This is a genomic window from Paenibacillus sp. PL2-23 (genome assembly GCF_040834005.1).
Lineage (GTDB): Bacteria > Bacillota > Bacilli > Paenibacillales > Paenibacillaceae > Pristimantibacillus.
The window spans coordinates 1332660-1353309 of record NZ_CP162129.1 but is presented as its reverse complement, the minus strand read 5'-3'; the positions used below and the strand labels follow the sequence as shown (position 1 = coordinate 1353309).

Annotated in this window: 15 protein-coding genes and 1 riboswitch; of the genes, 5 read left to right on the top strand and 10 right to left on the bottom strand. The window is 55.2% G+C overall.

The features are described from left to right. Positions 1-104: 104 nt before the first annotated feature. Both AB1S56_RS05795 and msrA read right to left on the bottom strand, forming a co-directional pair. Entirely contained in the window at positions 105-725 is a 621-nt protein-coding gene (locus tag AB1S56_RS05795; RefSeq protein WP_340871122.1) for a nitroreductase, read from the bottom strand. Positions 726-741: 16 nt separating this feature from the next. Further along, positions 742-1707: a peptide-methionine (S)-S-oxide reductase MsrA gene (msrA, locus tag AB1S56_RS05790; protein ID WP_340871121.1), complete on the bottom strand. Its 966-nt coding sequence runs from the start codon at positions 1705-1707 to the stop codon at positions 742-744. A gap of 327 nt (positions 1708-2034) precedes the next feature. Here msrA and AB1S56_RS05785 point away from each other — a divergent pair, with 327 nt between their 5' ends. Further along, positions 2035-2466, top strand: a complete 432-nt coding sequence (locus tag AB1S56_RS05785; RefSeq protein WP_340871120.1) for a hypothetical protein — start codon at positions 2035-2037, stop codon at positions 2464-2466. After that, entirely contained in the window at positions 2463-3539 is a 1077-nt protein-coding gene (locus AB1S56_RS05780) for a phosphodiester glycosidase family protein (RefSeq protein WP_340871119.1), read from the top strand. Before AB1S56_RS05785 ends, AB1S56_RS05780 begins: the two co-directional genes overlap by 4 nt. Here the strand turns inward: AB1S56_RS05780 and AB1S56_RS05775 are convergent. From AB1S56_RS05775 to AB1S56_RS05745, 7 genes are all read right to left on the bottom strand, one after another. Further along, positions 3532-4545 carry a biotin-dependent carboxyltransferase family protein gene (locus AB1S56_RS05775; RefSeq protein ID WP_340871118.1) on the bottom strand — a complete coding sequence of 338 codons (1014 nt, stop codon included), beginning with the start codon at positions 4543-4545 and terminating at the stop codon, positions 3532-3534. The genes AB1S56_RS05780 and AB1S56_RS05775 overlap by 8 nt on opposite strands. Beyond that, positions 4542-5321, bottom strand: a complete 780-nt coding sequence (gene pxpB, locus AB1S56_RS05770) for a 5-oxoprolinase subunit PxpB (protein WP_340871117.1) — start codon at positions 5319-5321, stop codon at positions 4542-4544. The genes AB1S56_RS05775 and pxpB overlap by 4 nt, the downstream gene beginning before the upstream one ends. A 16-nt stretch (positions 5322-5337) precedes the next feature. Beyond that, the gene (locus AB1S56_RS05765) at positions 5338-6102 is read right to left on the bottom strand and encodes a 5-oxoprolinase subunit PxpA (RefSeq protein WP_340871115.1); all 765 of its coding nucleotides are present in this window, start codon (positions 6100-6102) and stop codon (positions 5338-5340) included. Positions 6103-6302: 200 nt separating this feature from the next. Beyond that, the gene (locus AB1S56_RS05760; protein WP_367903435.1) at positions 6303-7421 is read right to left on the bottom strand and encodes an RNA-guided endonuclease InsQ/TnpB family protein; all 1119 of its coding nucleotides are present in this window, start codon (positions 7419-7421) and stop codon (positions 6303-6305) included. Between the two features lie 217 nt (positions 7422-7638). Next, entirely contained in the window at positions 7639-8985 is a 1347-nt protein-coding gene (locus AB1S56_RS05755) for an NCS2 family permease (protein WP_340872421.1), read from the bottom strand. Between the two features lie 121 nt (positions 8986-9106). Further along, positions 9107-9207: riboswitch (purine riboswitch) on the bottom strand. A gap of 102 nt (positions 9208-9309) precedes the next feature. Next, positions 9310-10344: an anthranilate phosphoribosyltransferase gene (locus AB1S56_RS05750; RefSeq protein ID WP_340872419.1), complete on the bottom strand. Its 1035-nt coding sequence runs from the start codon at positions 10342-10344 to the stop codon at positions 9310-9312. Between the two features lie 49 nt (positions 10345-10393). Then, complete coding sequence (locus tag AB1S56_RS05745; RefSeq protein WP_340872418.1) at positions 10394-11011, bottom strand: ANTAR domain-containing protein; 618 nt, start codon at positions 11009-11011, stop codon at positions 10394-10396. 379 nt (positions 11012-11390) lie between these two features. Between AB1S56_RS05745 and nirB the strand changes: the two genes are divergently transcribed. The 3 genes from nirB to cobA all read left to right on the top strand — a co-directional run bounded on the left by nirB (position 11391) and on the right by cobA (position 15034). Beyond that, positions 11391-13829 (top strand): nitrite reductase large subunit NirB, encoded by a 2439-nt coding sequence (gene nirB / locus AB1S56_RS05740; RefSeq protein ID WP_340872416.1) that lies wholly within the window; start codon positions 11391-11393, stop codon positions 13827-13829. Between the two features lie 87 nt (positions 13830-13916). Further along, positions 13917-14231, top strand: a complete 315-nt coding sequence (gene nirD, locus AB1S56_RS05735; protein ID WP_340872413.1) for a nitrite reductase small subunit NirD — start codon at positions 13917-13919, stop codon at positions 14229-14231. 26 nt (positions 14232-14257) lie between these two features. Beyond that, the gene (gene cobA, locus AB1S56_RS05730; RefSeq protein ID WP_340872412.1) at positions 14258-15034 is read left to right on the top strand and encodes a uroporphyrinogen-III C-methyltransferase; all 777 of its coding nucleotides are present in this window, start codon (positions 14258-14260) and stop codon (positions 15032-15034) included. A 133-nt stretch (positions 15035-15167) separates the two neighbouring features. Here cobA and AB1S56_RS05725 read toward each other — a convergent pair whose 3' ends face one another. Then, positions 15168-20642 carry a GH92 family glycosyl hydrolase gene (locus AB1S56_RS05725; RefSeq protein ID WP_340872410.1) on the bottom strand — a complete coding sequence of 1825 codons (5475 nt, stop codon included), beginning with the start codon at positions 20640-20642 and terminating at the stop codon, positions 15168-15170. Positions 20643-20650: the final 8 nt, after the last annotated feature.

The following is a 20650-nucleotide window of genomic DNA, read 5'->3' as shown; positions in this document are numbered from 1 at the left end:
GCCAACTAGCTGCCCCTCTTCAAGCGAAGAGACCCAGCTGCCCCCAACCCACACAAAAAAAAGGAGCGGCCCGCCCCCAGAGGGGGGCGGGCCGCTCCTTGCTCCTAGCTGTCCAGCCAGATTGTCTTGTCCGCTACGGGTGAGCGGCGCGGCTGTCCAGGGGTCATGTCCGGATAGCCGATGTAGAGGAAAGCGACGATCTCCTCATCCTCCCGAAGCTCGAAATGCCGCTTCATGACGGGATCGTACATGGGAGGGCCCGATCTCCAGATCGCCCCCAAGCCGTACGCGTGCGCAGCAAGCAGCAGATTGTGCACGGCAGCCTGAGCGGCGGCCAGCTCCTCCGCGCGCTCAGCGCGCGGATCGTCGGACGGCGAGCAGATCGCCGTAATGACGAGCGGCGCCCGGAACGCCTTGGCTCTCTCCTTCTGCAGCTTCTCCTCCAGCTCCGCGCCTTCGACCCCAGCCGATGCGGCCTCCAGCACCTTCGCGTAGCCTTCTCCCAGCTTCGAACGTCCTTCACCCGTCATCACAACAAAGCGCCATGGCTGCGTGTTGAAGTGGCTCGGCGCCCAAGTCGCCGCCTCCAGAAGCGCTTCGATAATCTCGCGCTCCACCTCGTCCGGCTTCACCTTGCCGATAGAGCGTCTGCTCTTGATGGCTTCCATAACGCTTATACCGTTCCCTTGCCCCGCTGTGCTGCTTCCGCTGCCGATTGTCTCCATTCCCCATTCATCCCCTTTAATCGAATAAATTGCGATATTGCCCGTAGCCCTCTTCCTCCAGCTTCTCCTTCGGCACAAAACGCAGAGCGGCAGAATTAATGCAATAACGAAGCCCCGTAGGCTGCGGACCGTCGTCGAACACATGGCCCAGATGAGAGTCCCCCTCCTGGCTTCGCACCTCGATTCTCACCATGTTATGCGTGGTATCCATATGCTCCGTCACATTCGTCTTCTGCAGCGGCTTTGTGAAGCTCGGCCAGCCGCAGCCGGCGTCGAACTTGTCCTTCGAGCTGAACAGCGGTTCGCCGGAGACAATATCGACATAGATGCCTTCCTCCTGATGATCCCAATATTCCCCTGTGAATGGCCGTTCGGTACCGCTGTTCTGCGTCACTTCATATTGGACCGGCGTCAGCCGCTTTCGCAGCTCAGCCTGATCCTTCTTCACCTTCCAGTGACTTGTGATAAAAGCGTCTCGTCCTGAGCCTTTGCGGTACATTTTATACCGGAACGGATTTTTCCTGTAATAATCCTGATGATATTCCTCCGCGGGATAAAAGGGACCAGCTGGCTCGATCTCCGTTACAATCGGCTTGTCGAAGCGCCCGCTCGCCTGCAGCTCCGCCTTGGACGCCTCCGCCAATTGACGTTGCTCCTCCGTGTAATAATAGATGCCCGTCCGATAAGAGGAGCCTCTATCGTGGAATTGGCCCCCCGCGTCCGTCGGATCAATCTGGCGCCAGAAGATATCGAGCAGGCGCTCGTACGAAAAAAGCTCCGGATCATAAGTGATGTGCACCGCTTCCGTATGCCCCGTCGTATCCGAGCATACCTCCTCGTAGGTGGGATTCTCCGTATGGCCTCCGGTATAGCCCGATACGACCGATATAATGCCCGGCATTTCGTCGAATGGCGTTACCATACACCAGAAGCAGCCTCCCGCGAACATGGCCTGCTCCCTGCGACTCGATTGTTGCTCCATGGTAATCTCTCCTTTTCCACTCTCGCTGAATGACTCGCTCATCCCATTATACATGACGCCGCTCACGCTAACAAAAAGGCTAAGGACCGACTGCGCTTCCTGCTTTTGCATGTCGTTAATGAGAGGCTGAACGGCGACATTCGCCGTTTCGTTTGTTACAATAGGATGACATTCGCAACCTTTATGACGTATGCCGTCGTTTAATAAGAGTGAGGCAAGCATTAGCCGGAAGGCTGTCGATTGCCGGAAGGCGCTTTTTTTCAACACTCGTTCGTTCAACCGCACAACGTGCAAATTTAGGCATACATGAGAGGTGAATGAACCGCAATGAGCGAGATGCAGCTGGAGCCTGGGGCGTCGAGCCGCCAGGCCGCGAATACACGCAAGAAACGAAGCAAAGCCGCATTTATTGCTTTTATTGGCATATGGACGTTTCTGATTGGAGGCGGCGTATACGGAGCAAAAGTATATACGGAGGGGATGCAGCGGGAGATTACCGCCGATATTGAACGGCAGACCGCAAGGCAGATCGCAGAGCTGCAGAACGAATATGATGGGCGTATAACCGCTATGGAGCAGAGCTACCAGAACGAAATTTCCGTGCTCAAGGACAAGGTGGACGCCTTGAATGAGCTGTTGACCTTCGCCAAGGACAACGCCGATGACAAGACGGATAACAGCAACAAGCTATATACGCAGCTGAACGAAGTGAAGAAGCAGTTGGACGAATTGAAAAAAAGCCTGGATGTGCTCAAATGAGAGTGACCATCCAAACCTTAAACCGGACGGCGTTGCTTGCCTTAGCCCCTTTCGCCGGCATACTGATCTGGCTGTTCTCCTCGACCATTGCCATTGAATTGTCGCAGGAAGCGGTACCTAAGCTTACGGAAGCCGGAGGAGCGTCCTCCGCTCAAGTATGGACCGAAACCGCGGCAGGTCTCGATCAGGCGAATGTGACTGCTGTGCAGACGGGCGAAGCCATCAAGAAGCAGCTTGATTTGTACCAGAAGACGAACTCGGAGATGAATGGGATCGCGAAGACCGCCGCAGCTCAGGCTTCGCGCCCGCTGGCTATTTACGATGCCAAGATAACGGCCCGGCTGGGCAAGCCTGCTGCGACGATCCAGTCCAGCAAGCTTCGGGCGCAGCTGTTCTACTTGAAGCACGACAACTTTAGAAGCTATGCGGTCAAAATACAGCTAAAAGCCGACGGCGCGATGCAGATGGTCATGGGGGGCGACCAGCTTGGCGATGCCCAGACGACGCTTCAAGCCGTCACCAAGCATCAAGCCGCAGTAGGCGTCAACGCCGGCGGCTATGCCGACGGCGGAGGCAAGCGGTACCCGCTCAGCACAACAATGGTAGAGGGCGAATACGTATCGGGCTTTCAGGCATCCTTCAACGATTTGTTTTTTGTGGGTCTCAGCGAGAACAACAAGCTGATCGGAGGCAAGTTCGCCAGCCGCGAGCAGCTCGACGCGAAGAAGCCGCAGTTCGGCGCTTCCTTCGTGCCGATCCTGCTTCGCAGCGGCGTTCCGCAGCCGATTCCGCTCAAATGGCAGACAAGCCCGAAGCGAGCGCCGCGTACAGTTATCGGGAATTACAGGGATGATCAGCTGCTTATCTTCGTAACGGACGGCTACAACGAATACGGCAGCTCCGGCGCCACGCTTGCGGAGCTGCAGACGCTGCTGAAGAAATATGGCGTCATCGATGCCTACAATCTGGATGGCGGCGGCTCGTCGACGCTTGTCTTTAACGGCAAGCTCATCAATAAGCCCTCTGACGGCTCGATGAGAAAGCTGCCGACTCACTTCCTATTCTTCAAGTGACGGCACCCGCCAGCTTCAGCCCAATCGCCCCCTTGAGCTGGAGCATCTCCAGCTCGTCCTCCAGCAGCAAAGTCTCCGCAGCCGCATGGCTGACGCGCTGAAGCCTAAGCCGATCGCCTGGCTTCAGCTGCGCCAGGACGGGCAGATCGACCGTGGCAACATGTCCGATTCGGGGATAGCCGCCCGTTGTCTGCCTGTCGGCCATCAGAATGATGGGGCTGCCGTCCGGCGGCAGCTGAATCGTGCCCATCGCAACCGGCTCCGACAGCAGCTCAGGCCGATCCCCTGTCATGGACAGCCCCTCCCCAGCATCCAGCCGATAGCCCATTCGATCAGAGTTCCGCCCCACGGCGAAGATCTCTTGCTCTAGACGCATCCTCGCTTCTTCATGCAGCCAATCGGTATGCATCCCGGACATCAATCGAATTTCCGCAATATCCATATGCGCAACGGCAAAGCCTCCCGCATGCCATCGCGGCCACCGGAGCTCCTCCGATTCCGCCAGGGTGCGCTCGTCCAGTCGTAGCTCAGCCGCCTCGTTCCTTGGCGTCAGGGCATCGCCGGCGCGCAGCGCGCGTCCCTCCAGGCCGCCGATTCCGCCGCGAAGATAAGTGCTGCGGCTTCCCAGCGTGAGCGGCGCATCAAGCCCGCCCGCCAGCGCGACATAAGTCCGACACCCGCTTCGACAGCCGGCGAATCGTATAACTGCTCCAGCGGCAGCCTTCACCGGCCGCCACTGCGGCACCTTCTCGCCCCGCTTCGTAACCGGACTCATATCGCCTCCGCATACAGCGATCCAACACTCCTTCACGATGCGCAGCTCAGCTCCCGCAAGCGTAAGCTCAAGCACCGCCTCCGACTCGTCATTGCCGACCAGCCAGTTCGCAATTCTGGCGGCGGCAGTATCCATCGCCCCGCCCACCACAACGCCTTGCTTCTGGTAGCCGTATCTTCCCAGATCCTGCAGCGTAGCTAACAAGCCGGGCTTCTCAATGACTATACTCATGGACAGCCCTCCTCTCGAGCTCCATGTACCGTGCTGCCTTCACGGCGCTCCAAACGCTTGTATTCCGCCTCCGTGATCGGCTCGAACCGCACTCGATCTCCAGCCTGAAGCAGGCTGGGACGGTCACCCTCCGGCCGGAACAGGCGGAGCGGCGTTCGGCCAATGAGCTGCCAGCCGCCCGGCGTGGGGAGCGGATAGACGCCGGTCTGGCCGCCAGCGATTCCCACGCTTCCAGCAGGGATAAGCGTTCGAGGCGTCGCGCGGCGGGGAGCCCCAATCTCCGGCGGCATGCCGCCCAGATAGGGGAAGCCGGGGGCAAAGCCGATCATATAGACCAGATACTCGGCGCTGCTGTGAAGCCGGACAACCTCCTCCACAGCTCGGTTGCAATGGGCCGCGACCTCCTCCAGGTCCGGTCCATACAAGCCGCCGTAGCATACTGGAATGGTGACGGTCCTGGAATCCGCAATGCCAGCCGCCGCTTCGCCGCGTGCCAGAGGCTGCAGCACCCCTTGAATTCGGCGGCATACCGTCTCATAAAGAGACCGGCAATCCCGTTCCTCTATGGAACGGCTCCGCCATACCGTCATGGGATGATAGTGTACGGCGATAGACGCATAAGCAGGCACACATTCGATAAAGCCAGGGAATGCGTCCACCTCCAAATATGCCGCTGTCGCCATCACTTGCCGGAACGTCGCCTCGTCGGGCTGATCGCCGAGCTGAAGCAGCACGCAAGCGTCGCCTAGCGGCGTAATGCTGTAAGCTTTATTCACACGAACACCTCCCAAGCTATAGGGTTCCGGGCGCCTGAATCGTTATTTTCGCCTCGGTTAACGCTTGTCGGAGAGCGATGACATGCGCCAACGCGCCTGGCGAATCCCCATGCACACAGATGGTATCCGCTTCGACGGCTACATATGACCCTTGGCGAGTACGCGCCTTGCCTTCGGTCGCCAGCAGAACCGCTTGCGCCGCCGCTGCCTCGGAGCTCTCCAGTACCGCACCTTCTACTGTTCTCGGAGTCAGCGTCCCATCCTCCTCGTATGTGCGGTCCGCGAACGCCTCCCTCGCCGCTCGCAAGCCGATGCGCTCCCCCGCGCGTATGAGCTCGCTCCCCGCCAGTCCGAACAAGAGCAGGCTGCCGTCCACCTTGTATACCGCTTCAGCAATCGCTTCTGCCAAAGCAGCGTCCTTGGCCGCCATATGATATAAAGCGCCATGAGGCTTCACATGGGACAGCCCGCCCCCCTCTGCTCGGGCAAAAGCCATAAGGGCCCCAAGCTGATACACCGTCATCTCATACGCCTCCATGGGCGTTATCTCCATGCGTCTCCTGCCGAAGCCGGCCAAATCTGGCAAGCCGGGATGCGCCCCTATCGCTACGCCATGGGACAGCGCCATTCGGACCGTGGATCGCATCGTCGCCGGATCGCCTCCATGGTAGCCGCAAGCGATATTCGCAGACGTAATATACCGCATCAGCTGCTCATCGTTGCCGGAACGGTAGACGCCGAACCCTTCTCCCATATCGCAATTCAAGTCCATTCGAACCATGGTACCGCCACCTCCCCCTTATAAAAATAACAGTCAATGACCCCCACTTAACTAACGTTTGAAGTGGGGGCTTATAACAACCCGATCGTACGAACGTCTTGCGACTCCGATCTTTTGGCGTTCCGAAGAACGTGGTGTTACATCCTCGAGTAAGCCTTCGCCTACCAATGGGCAGATTGACAGCTGCCCTGCAAGCCTAGTCATGCTAAGCCTGCACCTTCAAGAAGGTACTCTCTTCCCTTCAGACAGAGATTCATGGCGCCGATCCGGTCATCATTGCTTGCATATCCGCATGCCTGGCAACGAAAGCGATGCCTGCGTTTATCCCGGTTTTCTTTGGCCGTGTGGCGGCATAGGGGACACGCCTGCGAGGTGTGCTTCGGATCCACGGCTATCACCATCGATCCTGCAAGCTTCGCCTTATACGTCACCATCTGACGCAGCTGATAGAACGCCCACGATACCGTCACATACCGATACTTCAGCTTTGACTTTTCCGCCCTGCGGCGGATCCCTGTCAAATCCTCCAGCACAAACAGCGTATTCGCCCCATATCGGGTAACGAGTGCCTTACTTACCTGATGGTTCACATCGGTCATCCAGCGGTTTTCTCGTTCTCCGATTTGCTTCAGCCTGCGGCGGGACGAAGCCGTTTGTTTGCGTTGCAGCTCGGAACGCAATCGTTGGTAGTTGGCTCGTTTGTGTTTGAGCTCCCTTCCTCGAAAAAACAGCGTTCTCCCCTCGGTGTCATACACCGTAGCTACAAAGTTGATGCCCAGATCAATCCCTGCAACGTGTTCAATCTCCTTAAGCTCAGGAGAGGCCATTTCCTTAGACACTGGAATATGCAAAAACCACTTCTGTTTTTTGCATACCAGCTTGGCTGTACCGAATGTCCATGTGCCGTCGAAATAGGTCTCCATTCCTTTGGCTTCGAAGGGAATCTTAATGCGGCCTTGCAGCGTATTGACGGAGAATAGCTTTGCGCTTAGCGAGTAATCCCGTCTCCAGACGAGATCGTATTCCGGCTTCTTAAATTGTACGAGAGTCCAAGCATGCCCACTGCTCAAGATGGTCTTGTATTTAGCCCGTACCGTTTTCAATACCGACTGCGCCATTTGAGAACGCAGGCCCATCGCGCTGCGCAGGGTTCGATACGTCATTCGGTGCAGGGCAGACTGCCGGCGCTCGCTCGTCTCAAACACAAGGGCAGAGACAAAATTACAGCCTTGACGATAAGCGATCATCGTTTGTTGCAGGGCCATCATTTGACTGTCTGACGGTTTGATTTTGATTTTCGCCGTCACGGTAACGATCATATGTTCGCCTCCTCACTATACTAATTTTAGCATAGTAGGGACAACAAGAACACACCAAATATCATTCCGGCTAACGCCGAACGCCCATTCCTCCCCCGCTTATAGAAGACGGGAGTATCCTGGGCGATATTGATGAATACCCCTCATTATACCGTAAGGGGCCGCTGCGCAAAAAAAAGGCAGCGCCGGCCCAGCGCTGCCTTGTTGCTTGTCCCTATTATTCGCCGCCCATTAGAGCGTATCGCAATACAATCAGCACGGCTAGAATCCACATCAGCCAGTGCACCTGGTATTTGCCCTTGCCGGATACGTTCGCGACAGTTGCCAGCAGCACGTAAGATACGATACCGAAGGAGATGCCGTTCGCGATGCTGTATGTGAACGGCATAAGCGCCAGCGTCAGGAATGCCGGAATCGCGTATACCATATCGGAGAAGTCAATATCCTTCACGGATTGCATCATCAGCACGCCAACGATGATCAGCGCCGCCGCTGTAGCGGCCCCTGGCACCAGCGCCACAATTGGCGACAGGAAGATCGCCAGCAGGAAGCAAATGCCTGTTGTCACAGCAGTCAAGCCGGAACGTCCGCCTTGCGCGATACCTGCGGAGCTTTCTACATATGCCGTTACTGTGCTTGTTCCCAGCATAGCGCCGCCGCCAACCGCAACCGCGTCAACCAGCATCGCCTTGCCTACACGCTTCTTGCCTTCCTCAGGTTTCTTCATAATGCCGGCGCGGTTAGCCGTGCCGACCAGCGTACCGAAGGTATCGAACAGTTCTACGAACGTAAAGGTCAGGATGACGGTAATGAGGCCAACCTCGAATACGCCCGCAAAGTCGAAATGCCATACGTTCATCGTGGAGAAGTCTGGCATCCAGGTCTTGCCTTCCAGCGCTTCCTTCACATTCACATGACCCGTAAGCAAAGCAACAACCGTTGTGCCCAGAATGCCGAACAGTATGGCTCCCGGCACTCGCAGCACCATCAGAATAGCGATGAGCGCTACTGCAAGCAGGGTATAGACAACCGTTTCGTTATGAAAGCTTCCCAGCGTAATCAGCTTATCGCCATTGTCGAATGCGATAATCGTCATAATGCCGCTGTTCTTCAGCCCGATAATGGCAATAAACAAGCCGATACCAACGGTAATGGCATGCTTCAGGCTGTCCGGAACGGCCGTAATCAGCATCTGACGAACCTGTGTCACCGTCAGAATGATGAAGATAATACCGGAGAGAAATACAGCCGTCAGTCCCATTGCCGGTGTAATCGGCGTATCCGTCGCTGCAGAAGCGATGATGACGGAAGCGAAATAAGCGTTAAGCCCCATGCCCGGAGCCAGCGCGACAGGGAAATTAACGAACAGTCCCATAGCGATAGAGAAAATACCCGCCGCCAGGGCCGTCGCCAGAAATACAGCCGTCCAGTCCAGGCCCGTTGGCGTCAATATGATCGGATTGACTGCCAGAATGTAGGCCATTGTCATAAACGTCGTCAGTCCAGCCATGACTTCAGTTCTGACATTTGTTCCCAGTTCCTTCAAACGAAAGAAACTTCTCATTTTGATAAAACCCTCCCAAAATAGTGTTGGAACAAACAAAGAAGCCTAGATAGGAATGCATGTAAACGCATTTCTACTAGGCTCTGCAAAAAGGGAAAGCTTCATACGCGGGGCCGCCGCGCGATCGCTTTCCTCTCTTCGTAGCCTGATCATTTACGGTGACCGAGTAGAGACTCCCGGGCCGATTCCCGAGATTATACGAGGAGTTGTATGCGATTGTTGTTTTCCTTCATCAATTTTAAGGAGGGAGTTCACATTTTGTCAACAAATTTCACGAATGTTCGCCCAGCTTCGTGCTTCCATCATTCGGAATTGGAACATATTTCAGATGGTGCTTATTTTTTGCAGAGCATGCTTCCACTGTGAATACAGCTTCCACGGCTCGCCGTCATCGATCAGCGCTTTGCTCATGTAGATGCCCTGCTCCACGGAATCCGCTTTGCCCGCCAGATGCAAGCGAACCGCTGCGTTAAGCAGCACCTGATTGGCGAAGGCCAGATGTCCCCCGCCCTGGAGCACCTCTTCAACGGTGTCCTTCTGCAGGGCAGCCGTCCACTCTACCTCCGGCACCTGCGTCTCCAGTCCATAAGCGTCGGGATCTACAATCTGCTGGATGGCGATGCCGTTCTGGACAAAATAAGTTCGCGTCGGGCGCTCGATGAACAGGTCCTCGGACCCTTCTACGCCCTGTACGATCAACGAACGCTCGTAGCCCAGCTTCTCGGACAGCTTCGCCATCCGCTCGAACACGGTATTGTGGAATACGCCGAACAATAGATATTTCGAATGGGCGTAATCAATCAGCTTCTCGGCGGTGTTCAGCACCGTCCGCATGCCCAGCTCTACGCGGATGGAGCGCAGCTCTCGCAGCGGCGGGCACCAGCTCTCCGCGGATACATACAGCACGCCCGTCTCCCTTGCCGTTTCAATGAACCGCTCCCGGGATACGGAATCCGCGTCGATGTCCATCTCCATTAATATATCCTGGAGCGTAATGCCCCACTTGGGCGGCAGCGAGCCGGTGCCGTGCAGGGTAACGGGCAAGCCTGCGGCGCCCAGCACGAACGCCGTCGCGAAGGTCGCGAAAAAGCTTTTTTTACGGCCATCATAAGGTCCCGCGCAATCCATGCCACTATGCACATTCGTCCGGTAAGCATGCGCCCGGCACACATGCACAAACGCTTCAAGCTCCTCCACCGTTTCCATCTTAATGCGTTCCGCTATAAAAAAAGCTCCGATCTGCGCCTGCGTCGCTTTCCCTCCCAGGATGAGCTCCGCCGCGTCCTTGGCTTCCTCGTAATTCAGATCGCGAGCGCCTCTTTTGCCTCTTCCAACTTCCTTCAACCATTTCGTTAGCATGCAAGGCCCTCCTTCGCTGTCGTCCCGATGGGCGGGGGCTAGCCGCCACTCACTTCATATCCTGAAGCAATTGATGCACCTTCACAATATTCGCCGCCACGTCGACCATTCGTTTTCTTTCATTCATCGCTTGCTTACGAAGCACCTCATACGCTTCGGCTTCTGATATATTCTTGAGCTTGCAGAGAATGCCCTTGGCCTGGTCAATCCACTTCCGCTCCTCCAGCCGATCCTCCAGCTGCTTGCGCTCCAGCCTCCAGCGCTGCCTTTCGGCCTGCTGCTTGGAGGCTAGATGAAGCGACCAGTGCAGCTCCCATTCTCCCATAGAAGGAGACAGCAGCCCGTCGACGGGGATGTCGCTTTCACAATATTCCGCCGAAGAGGCGGCAGCCGCTTCGCTGCACCACCATAAGACAGGAAGGCTTCTCAGCCTGCCGATCCGCGGACCCCACATCTTCACGCCGTCAAGCGACATATGAAGCACAATCGCGTCGGCGCCAATCAGCAGCTCCTCAGCCTGCAGTCCATTATTCGCATACAAAACATGATAACCGTTTTCTTCGAGAAGCAGAACCGGGGATTGTTTATTAGTCGTATGGTTCGGCTCGCCTCCAGCGCCTGTCTTCTCAAACGTCGAAAGCAGCTCCATGACTAACAACGAACGCATGTTGAAGCTCCCCTTTCTACTCTTCATAATGAAATCTAGTCCAAATCTGGTCCAAAGAAAAAACCAATATGTGATTATATATAACACAAAGGAAGACGAAGTGTCACTAGAAAAGTTTGTTTTCGATTTTCTTATGTAAGATATATTGACATCAGTTTGAGGGGTGAGGTATAGTTGCAATAACAAACAAATTGAATAGCGTCACGGATACAACGGCGTATTCAGTTGACTAGGCAAAGAAGCCTGCTTTCGTATGTACTAAGGGAGATATCTGCTCTTAGCAATACGAAAGCAGGCTTTTTCGTATTCATTACCGTGAATACAGCTGCCAAACCAGCTATTCATCATTGATGGGCAGAGTGAGAGGGGAGAAATCATTATGAATACTCAGAAGAAAAAATTGGTTCTCATTGGTAACGGAATGGCCGGCGTTCGAACGATCGAGCATCTGCTCAAGCTTGCGCCGGACAAATATGAGATTACCATCTTCGGAAGCGAGCCGCACCCTAACTACAATAGGATTCTGTTATCCTCCGTGCTTGCCGGCGGAGCAGAGATGAATGATATTGTCATCAACGATTGGAACTGGTACACAGAAAACAATATTACGCTTCACACTGGAAACCCCGTAACGAATATTGACACGGACAAACAAGTAGTAGAGAGCAAGAATGGCCATAAGGTCGCTTATGATGAGCTCATTATCGCAACTGGCTCCAACCCCTTCATGCTTCCTCTGCCAGGCGCAGACAAGGAGGGCGTCATCGCCTTCCGGGACATCGCAGACTGCGAGAAGATGATCGACGCTTCGCAGCGCTTCAAAAAAGCGGTCGTCATCGGCGGCGGATTGCTGGGGCTTGAAGCCGCTCGCGGCCTTCTCCACCTCGGCATGGAGGTGCACGTCGTTCATATTAATCCGTTCCTGATGGAGCGCCAGCTGGATGAAGCCGCCTCCCGCATGCTGCAGCGTGAATTGGAAGCCCAAGGCATGAAATTCCTGCTTCAGAAGAGCACGGTTTCTATCAAAGGCAAGAAGCGCGCCAGCGGCCTCGTCTTCTCAGACGGCACTGAAGTAGATGGCGATCTGGTCGTTATGGCGGTAGGCATCAAACCTAACATCGAGCTGGCAAGAGGCGCAGGCATTACCGTTAACCGAGGCATTATCGTCGACGACTTCCTGCGTACGGATATCGCTAACGTCTACTCTGTTGGCGAATGCGCAGAGCATCGCGGCATCGCGTACGGTCTGGTTGCTCCGCTGTATGAGCAAGGCGCCGTTCTTGCCAAGCTGCTTGCGGGCGTTGAAACCGCTGGCTATGCCGGCTCTGTCACGTCAACCAAGCTGAAGGTGTCCGGAGTTGACGTCTTCTCCGCCGGACGCTTCGACGAGACGCCAGAGACTCGCTCCTTGAAGCTGCAGGACGACCTTGCGGGCACTTACAAGAAGCTGGTTATTCAAGACGGCAAGCTGGTAGGAGCCGTATTGTTCGGAGACACGTCGGAAGGCTCGGAGCTGTTCGCCCAGATCAAGAAGGGCGAATCCGTCGAAGGACGCGAGAAGGAGCTGCTGCTCGGCTTCACCCCTGGACAAGGCGGAGGCTCCTCGCCAGAGGCTCGCCTGAAGGCCATGGCCGATGACGAGGTCATCTGCGGCTGTAACGGCGTATCCAAGGGCACAATCGCCGAAGCCATCACGGGCAAGGGCTGCCATTCCGTCAGCGCGATCAAATCCTGCACGAAGGCATCCGCTTCCTGCGGCGGCTGCAAGCCGCTTGTGGAAGGCTTGCTGAGCATCTACTCCGATGGCTCGGGCGAGGCGGTCAAGGAAGGCATCTGCGGCTGTACCTCGCTCAGCCGGGATGAGATTGTGGCAGAGATCAAACGGATGGAGCTCATGAACATTAATGAAGTGATGAATGTTCTTGGCTGGAACAATCCTGAGGGCTGCTCCAAGTGCAGGCCTTCACTGAACTACTACCTGGGTATGCTCTACCCTGATCAATATGTTGACGAGAAGGAATCCAGAATAACGAACGAGCGTTATCATGCAAATATTCAGAAGGACGGCACCTTCTCCGTCGTGCCTCGTATCTACGGCGGCGTAACTTCGCCGGAGGAGCTGAAGAAAATCGCCGAGATCGCTGTGAAATACGAGGTGCCTCTCGTGAAATTCACCGGCGGCCAGCGCCTTGACCTTCTGGGCGTGAAGAAGGAGGATCTGCCCAAGATGTGGGCGGATCTCGATATGAACTCCGGCCACGCGTACGGCAAGACGCTTCGTACGGTGAAGACCTGTGTAGGCAATACCTTCTGCCGCTTCGGAACACAGGATTCCATGGGTATGGGCATCAAGCTGGAGAAAGCGTTCGAGCGGCTGAACACGCCGGCCAAGGTGAAGCTTGCCGTATCGGGTTGTCCTCGTAACTGTGCAGAAGCATCCATTAAGGACTTTGGCGTCATCGCGATTGACGGGGGCTGGGAGCTCCATGTCGGCGGCAACGGCGGCGTGAAGGTTCGCGCCACTGACGTCATCGGCGTCGTGAAGACGGAGGATGAGGTCATGGAGTGGGCGCATGCGTTCCTGCAGCTCTATCGCGAGGAAGCGATCTGGAACGAGCGGACAGCGCAATGGATCGAGCGCGTGGGTCTCGACTACGTGAAGCAGAAGCTTGAGAAGCAAGAGGACCGGCTGGCGCTGATGGAGCGTATCCAGCACACGCTCAGCCTGACCACCGATCCATGGAAGGAAATTGTGACGAAGGACGAACTTCGCAAAAACTTCGAGCCGCTGCCGACTTCGCAGCCTGCAACTACCTAGAAGCGTCACCTATCGTTTCCAGCGAAACATGAGCCTATGCTTACGACGTATGTTTCGCTGACGCGAAACATTTGAGGAGGAACCCACATGACAACCAAGCTATTTGTCGCCAACGTTAACGATATTGATATTCGAGGATCCCGCACGATTAAATATAATGAGCTGGAAATCGCCGTATTCAAAATGACCGACGGAAGCGTGCTTGCTGTCGAGAACAAATGCCCGCACAAAGGCGGAGTATTATCGGAAGGTATGGTGTGCGGCCACGCCGTGCACTGCCCGCTTCACGACTGGAAGATTGATCTGAAGACGGGACGCGTCCAGGAGCCCGACGAAGGCTGCATCAACACCTTCGAGACCGAAATCGACCAAGCAAGCGGCTCTATCTACGTCACGATCTAATCTAAATTTCGAGGAGGGATTGCCCTATGAAGCAAAGATATACAGGAAAGGTTTATATCGTAGGAGCAGGTCCTGGCGATCCCGAATTGATTACCGTCAAAGCTATGCGTCTGATTCAGCAGGCAGATGTCATCCTGTACGATAGACTCGTGAACAAGGAGCTGCTGGCTTACCGTGCGCCTCATGCGAGCCTGATTGACTGCGGCAAAGCGCCCGGAGCGCATACCATGTCGCAGGAGCAGATCCACCATACGCTAGTGCGCTATGCGCAGGAAGGCTATCAGGTCGTCCGCCTCAAGGGCGGCGACCCGCTCGTCTTCGGCCGAGGCACGGAGGAAGCGCTGGAGCTGGCGGAATGGGGCATACCTTATGAATTTGTGCCGGGCATTACTTCGGCGATCGGTTCAGCCGCATCGTCAGGCATCCCGCTTACCCATCGCGGACTCGCCGCCTCCTTCGCCTGCGTAACCGGAAGCCGATGCCATGGCCCAACCAAATCGGTGCGTTGGGATCTGCTCGCTCATGGCGTAGACACGCTCGCAATCTATATGGGCGTCAGCGAGCTCCCGTCCATTCGCGAGGAGCTGCTGCGGCACGGCAAAGCGGCCTCTACACCAGTCGCCCTTATCGAACGCGGAACTACCTCCAGTCAGCGCGTCATCGTCGGCACGCTCGCCGATATTCACACGCTGGCCGTATCCATGAAGCTGTCCAACCCGGCACTCATCATCATTGGAGACGTCGTGCGGGTTCGCGAGCAATTGCTCCGAGCCGAGCAGCACGCCTTGTCGCTGATCGGTTAATACTAGGCATATAGAAGCAGAGAACCCGCATGGCCTTTGGGCCTGGCGGGTTCTCTGCTTGTTACCACAATTTATAATTTCGAACTGTCTCTCATCTCTGAAAGGCCTCGATAGAGGATTACTCACTTAGCTGCTAGCTTGGCCTAGCGGATAACGTCACGCTGTCCAGGTTGCCAATGTAAGGATGGCTTGATGTGGTCGGCCCTGTGAATACCATATAGAGCGTCTGTACACCAGTCAGCTCTTGCGTTAGATCAAAGGTTACGGTGCGAAAGTCGCTCCAAGCGCTTGTGGTCGATAAGCTGGCCGTGCCGATCACTTGGCCGCTTACACCGCCGATACGAAGCTCCACACTCACGTTGGCCGGCACTCGATTGGATGGTGCCGAATATACGATGGAGGCGCGTGCCTTCCCTTGTGTGCCGAAGTCCACATCGTTGAATTGAAGCCAAGCTCCGGTGAATGTGTTCTTCACGACGATGCCGCCATTGCCCTCTTCCGTTCCGAGCTTGCCATTATTAAATAGATTTTGCTCATCCGATTTGGCGCTTGCATTCTCGAATTGCAGCGTTATGTCAGGCTCCGGAACAGGCTCTGGACTTGGATCCGGTGTGGGATCAGGAGTAGGCCCCGGACTCGGATCTGGGTCTGGGCCGGGATCCGGAGCAGGCTCTGGAGCAACCGTAAACGCAGCATTGTCGAAATTGCCAATATATTTGAACGTACTGCTCGTCGTGCCTGTAAATACAAGATAAATATCGTGCACGCCGACCAGCGGCTGCGTTAATGGAATAGATGCCGTCGCATATACTCCCCAGCCTGAGGATGTCGGCGGAGTCATAACCTTGCCGAGCAACGCTCCATCCACTGACCCCAGCCGAAGCTCTACAGCCCCATCAGCGGCTGTGTTCCCCGTATTGCCGGCATATTCAATCGCAAATGTGTTCACGCCAGCATTGCCGAAGCTCATGCCTTTGTATGCGAGCCATGCGCCGTTATACGTATTGGCTACTTGCTTTCCGCTTTTGCCATTCTCAACCTTAAGCGGCGTTCCTTGTGTTGGATGATTGCCAGTAGCCCACTCGCTGTAATTCTCAAGCTCAAGGTTCGCATAGTCATAACGAAGTCCTTGATGAGAAAGCGTGAACTGATCGAAGTTGCCGATATAGAGCTGATTAGAGTTCGTTGTGCCCCTCATCACTACAAATACATCGTTCACGCCTGTAACAGTACGGCTCAAATATGCCTTTGTCTTGGAATACGACCCCCATCCACCCCCTGTATTAGGCAAGGGGACCGTCCCGATGATTTCGCCGTCTACAGAGCCAAGACGGAACTCCAGTCGGGCGTCGGAAGGCGAGCGGTTGGTTGGAGCGTCATATTCGACCTCCACCGTATCCCTGCCTTTCTCACCGAAGTCCAGATTGCGGTACGCGAGCCAAGCGCCGTCGAACGTATTGCCAACCACGACGTTTTTCTGGCCTTGTGCATTTTCCCCGTTATTTTCTTCCGTCTTCAACGGGTTGTTATTGAAGCTGTTGCGATCTGCCGTCCATTCCGTTCGACTCTCGTATTCAACGCGAAGCGATCCGTCTCCAGGAGGGTCAGGGTTGTTAGTATCCAGCGGATCAATGGGACCAATTGGTGTTACCTCATCGTCCGGACCAAGCGGATCAATGGGCCTAACCGTCTTGACCGGTATCGGCAGCGGCTCAAGCTCAGGCTCTTCCGGCTCCACTGGATCGGTGCCAGGACCTGGCTCTGGCTCCGGCTTCGGCGCAACAGGCTCAGCCAGCCAGATGGAATCATAGACATTGCCGTTAAATTCGTCGACCAGATACACGTTGACCTGGTATCGTTCGTTAGTCACATTGAATAATTGCTCAACCTCGAAATCGCCTGCCTCAATCGGCATAGAGCTTGTCATCCAGGCTTGTTCGCCAGCGTTCATTAATTGAAAGACAACATAAGCAGAGCCGTCATATTCACTCTTCAGCGTACCTTCCGCTCTTACTGACATCACGCCTTCGCGTGACGTAACAGCGTTCAGCTCGAACTGCTCCCACAGTCGATCAGCTGTGAAGGCATGCTGGGAGTGCAACGATCTGCCAGACGCTTGCTCCTTCGCCAGATTCGCCTTGACACGTACTCTGACTTCTCCAGCAGCCAAAGCAAACGGACCAATCTGCTGTGGATTAGCGGAAGCCATCTTCCAGGTTGCACCGCCGTCGACACTATATTCGTAATCCACGGCCTCATCGAAGCCCGGTACGTTGGTCCAACCGAAGGTGTTGGCCGTATCATCGACGACTGGTCCCGTCGGCGCCCCTGGCACAGTCAGCAGACGTACAGCATTCAGACGAAAGTTGAACGCAATATCCGAGCTTGTTGCGTTGGCCTGATGGATTTCGGCAGCAATGACGTTAGGACCATCCATCAATAATGAGGGCTCTAATTGGAACGTTATCCAGTCCCGCTCCGCATTCACAGTAGCATTAGCATAGGTATCGTAACCCACGGCACCGTTCGGCATATTGCTGCGGAACACTTCTTGGCCATTCACATATACGACAACGCCATCGTCCCGGACCACTCCAGCCTCCAGGCTTAACAGCTCGGCGGAATCATCCCATTCGAAAGTGTGACGGAAGTAGGTTGTCGGATACTTGTTGCTGCTGCTCGGCCCATAGCTGACCGTCGTCGTCACATTGCTGCCGCCGTAACCAAGCACGGCATGGCCTGATTTCCAAGCGTTGTCGTCGAAGCCTAGCTCTGTCCAGCCGTTGCCCGCGTAACGCCCTTCATCCCAGTACCGCCATTCTGCGCCCCCTTCAATGACTGGTTTGACGATAGTCGGCGCAGACGTCTCGCCGGAGAAGTCCGTTGTCGGCGGAGCAGCCTCCTCTGACGCACCCCATTTGACGTTCGGCTCCGGACCCATATCAAAAGCCAGCTCTCCTCCCGCCATCAGCATGTCGTAGCCGATCCAGGCCTGGTCGAACGTCTCTCCGTTAAGCTCTGCTGACTGGATAAAACGATTTTCCGAGGACACGCCATTGGCCTTGATCGTAAAGCTGTTGCCATTGTCCAAATGAAGAGTCAGCTCTTCAAAGATTGGGGAGCCAATCAGATAATAAGGATCGCCAGGATTGCCCGGGAACAATCCCATCGCGCTGTATACGAACCAAGAGGACATTGCTCCTGCATCATCGTCCATGGAGGACAAGTAGCCCTCAGGATCCGCCCGATAGACTCGGGATAACATCGGATATTCGTATAGTCCATGGTTGTGGTATCTCTGAATGACAGGCTCCGTCGTGAATTCCCGTGCGTAATATTGGGTCAAATACGGCATGCCCAGATAGTTGAACAAATACGGCACATGCAGGTCAGGCTCATTAATGGCTACATATTCGTCAATGGCAAAGAAGTGCTGCAGGTCCTCCGCCATCTCCCGTTGTCCGCCCATCAGCTCCGCCATTCCGTTGACATCGTGAGGAACGAACCAGCGATACGTCCACATATTGCCTTGATATGCATACTCATTCACCTTGGTAACAGAGCCGCTTGGCACATTGCTACCTGCAGGGGTGAAGAAGCCTTGCTTGACTCCCTGTTCATCCACCTGATTAGGATTCCATAATGACTTGTAGGACATTGCGATTGTTTTGTATTTGTCGTACGTATATCGATCATTCATCAGCTCGGCAAGCTTCATTGGATAATAGGCGCTATATGCCTTCTCCAGCCCTCCGTTGAACTTGCCCGCTTCTACTGTATATTGATCCGTATCCTCCGCCATGCCTTTGAGCGCCCACTTGAGCTGTTCGTCCGTGAAGTCGAAGCCCTTCGCAATCGCGTCCAGGATGACCGCTCCATTAAATTCGTTGCGCACCGTCGGACTCGGCCAGTAACCCGAACCCCATTGCGCGTAGGAGCCTCTGGTCTCGTACACATCGATCATCGATTTCGCCATGTTCTCGAAGCGCTGCGGCTCAAGCAGGGAATATAACGAATACTTACGGAAATCGTCCCACGTCGACCATCCATTGTAGTATTCGAAGTCTTCCCCGAGCTCGGAGGCCTCACGCAGCTCATTCTCCTTGCGCGCCGCGCGGAATTGCCCTGTTGAGCTCGTCACGTTATTAGGATGCTGGTAGGCGTGATACAGCTGCGTATAAAAGATCCTTTTATTCTCCTCGTCGGAGTCCTTGACTTCAATCTTACCAAGCGTTTCGCTCCATAACGCACGCGCCTTCTCGCGCTGAGCGTCAAAGCTCCAGTCCGGAATTTCGTGATCGCGTTCGTATGCGGCTTGCTCCACACTGATCGGAGACAGGCCAATCTTGGCTTGTATCGTGTCTCCTGCAGCAGCGTTAAAGCTCACCCAGGCGCCGATATTGACGCCCTCACGATCGGATACGGCTCCGCTATTGCCATCCTTCCATGTTGTCGCGGAGACAAAATCCTTATCGAATTGAATAGAGAAGTACAGTCGGTAATTACCGTGGCCGCACACATTTTTGGAATCGATCATACCTGAAATTACGTTTGAGCCCGCCACCTTCAAGCTGGCGGCATTCATGCCCGCATAGGAAGTGGACAAATCGAGAAGGACCGCACGAGCTGCAGCGTCTGCCGGGAAGGTATACCGATGGAAGCCGACACGGTCCGAAGTCGTCAACTCGACGCCAACTCCTGAACCAAGCTCCACAGCATAATACCCCGGGGTGGCTTGCTCGCTGTCCTTGTCATACGGCTGCTTGTATTGGTTGCTCTGGTATGTGAAGTCTCCCGTCTGCGGCATCATCAGAATGTTGCCGCCTGAGCCGCTGCATCCTACTCCGCTAAACCTCACATGAGAGAAACCTTTAATCTCTGGATCCTGATAGTAATAACCGCTGAACGCTCTGCCTGTTGTGCCTTCGCTGTCCGGACCCGGCGCGATCAAGCCGAATGGCGTGCGCGGACCTGGATTCGTCTGCCCATTATCCCCCAGCGTATTAATGAAGGGATCGACATAATCGACAGGCTCAAGCTCTGTTGGAGGGTACGCGGGATATTTCCCTGCCTCCACGCCGTACAGCTTCAATTCATTCAAACGGACAATATGGCCGTCCTTCGCGCCTTTCGTTGACACAAACCTAACGTAACGCGCCGTGAATGGCGCCACGTATCGGTCAACAATTGTTTGAACGTTATCGTTCACCACATCAACGTCAACCCAGGTTTCTCCGTCATCGCTTTTCTGCAAGCGGAAATCTGTTGTGTTCCGGTAAGGACACTTATTGGATTCCGCCATGCAGTTATTTTCGACGACCCACTGGTTAATGACGTACTCCTCGCGGAGATCCAGCTTTAGCCATTTGTTCGCCGTCCCCAGATGATTGTCGCACCACTTGGTTGTACTGTCCCCGTCAACCGCGTACTGAGGCATTTCCTTTTCATTACATGCCCCGGTTGCCGTCACGATTGCGTTCAGAGCGACGTTCCTCGTCGCCGATACGACCTCGCCTCCGTCTTCGGCCGCCGCTCGATCCATGACCGGCTGCAGCAATCCGAGCACGAGCACAATTGTCATAACGATCGCAAACCATTTATTTTTCATGTGATCCT

Excerpts from the sequence above, each read along its gene's own strand:
- AB1S56_RS05725 (WP_340872410.1), bottom strand. The coding sequence starts at position 20,642 with ATGAAAAATAAATGGTTTGCGATCGTTATGACAATTGTGCTCGTGCTC.
- msrA (WP_340871121.1), bottom strand. The coding sequence starts at position 1,707 with ATGGAGCAACAATCGAGTCGCAGGGAGCAGGCCATGTTCGCGGGAGGC.
- AB1S56_RS05760 (WP_367903435.1), bottom strand. The coding sequence starts at position 7,421 with ATGATCGTTACCGTGACGGCGAAAATCAAAATCAAACCGTCAGACAGT.
- nirB (WP_340872416.1), top strand. The coding sequence starts at position 11,391 with ATGAATACTCAGAAGAAAAAATTGGTTCTCATTGGTAACGGAATGGCC.
- AB1S56_RS05785 (WP_340871120.1), top strand. The coding sequence starts at position 2,035 with ATGAGCGAGATGCAGCTGGAGCCTGGGGCGTCGAGCCGCCAGGCCGCG.
- AB1S56_RS05755 (WP_340872421.1), bottom strand. The coding sequence starts at position 8,985 with ATGAGAAGTTTCTTTCGTTTGAAGGAACTGGGAACAAATGTCAGAACT.
- nirD (WP_340872413.1), top strand. The coding sequence starts at position 13,917 with ATGACAACCAAGCTATTTGTCGCCAACGTTAACGATATTGATATTCGA.
- AB1S56_RS05765 (WP_340871115.1), bottom strand. The coding sequence starts at position 6,102 with ATGGTTCGAATGGACTTGAATTGCGATATGGGAGAAGGGTTCGGCGTC.
- AB1S56_RS05780 (WP_340871119.1), top strand. The coding sequence starts at position 2,463 with ATGAGAGTGACCATCCAAACCTTAAACCGGACGGCGTTGCTTGCCTTA.
- AB1S56_RS05775 (WP_340871118.1), bottom strand. The coding sequence starts at position 4,545 with ATGAGTATAGTCATTGAGAAGCCCGGCTTGTTAGCTACGCTGCAGGAT.
- AB1S56_RS05745 (WP_340872418.1), bottom strand. The coding sequence starts at position 11,011 with ATGCGTTCGTTGTTAGTCATGGAGCTGCTTTCGACGTTTGAGAAGACA.
- AB1S56_RS05750 (WP_340872419.1), bottom strand. The coding sequence starts at position 10,344 with ATGCTAACGAAATGGTTGAAGGAAGTTGGAAGAGGCAAAAGAGGCGCT.
- cobA (WP_340872412.1), top strand. The coding sequence starts at position 14,258 with ATGAAGCAAAGATATACAGGAAAGGTTTATATCGTAGGAGCAGGTCCT.
- AB1S56_RS05795 (WP_340871122.1), bottom strand. The coding sequence starts at position 725 with ATGGAGACAATCGGCAGCGGAAGCAGCACAGCGGGGCAAGGGAACGGT.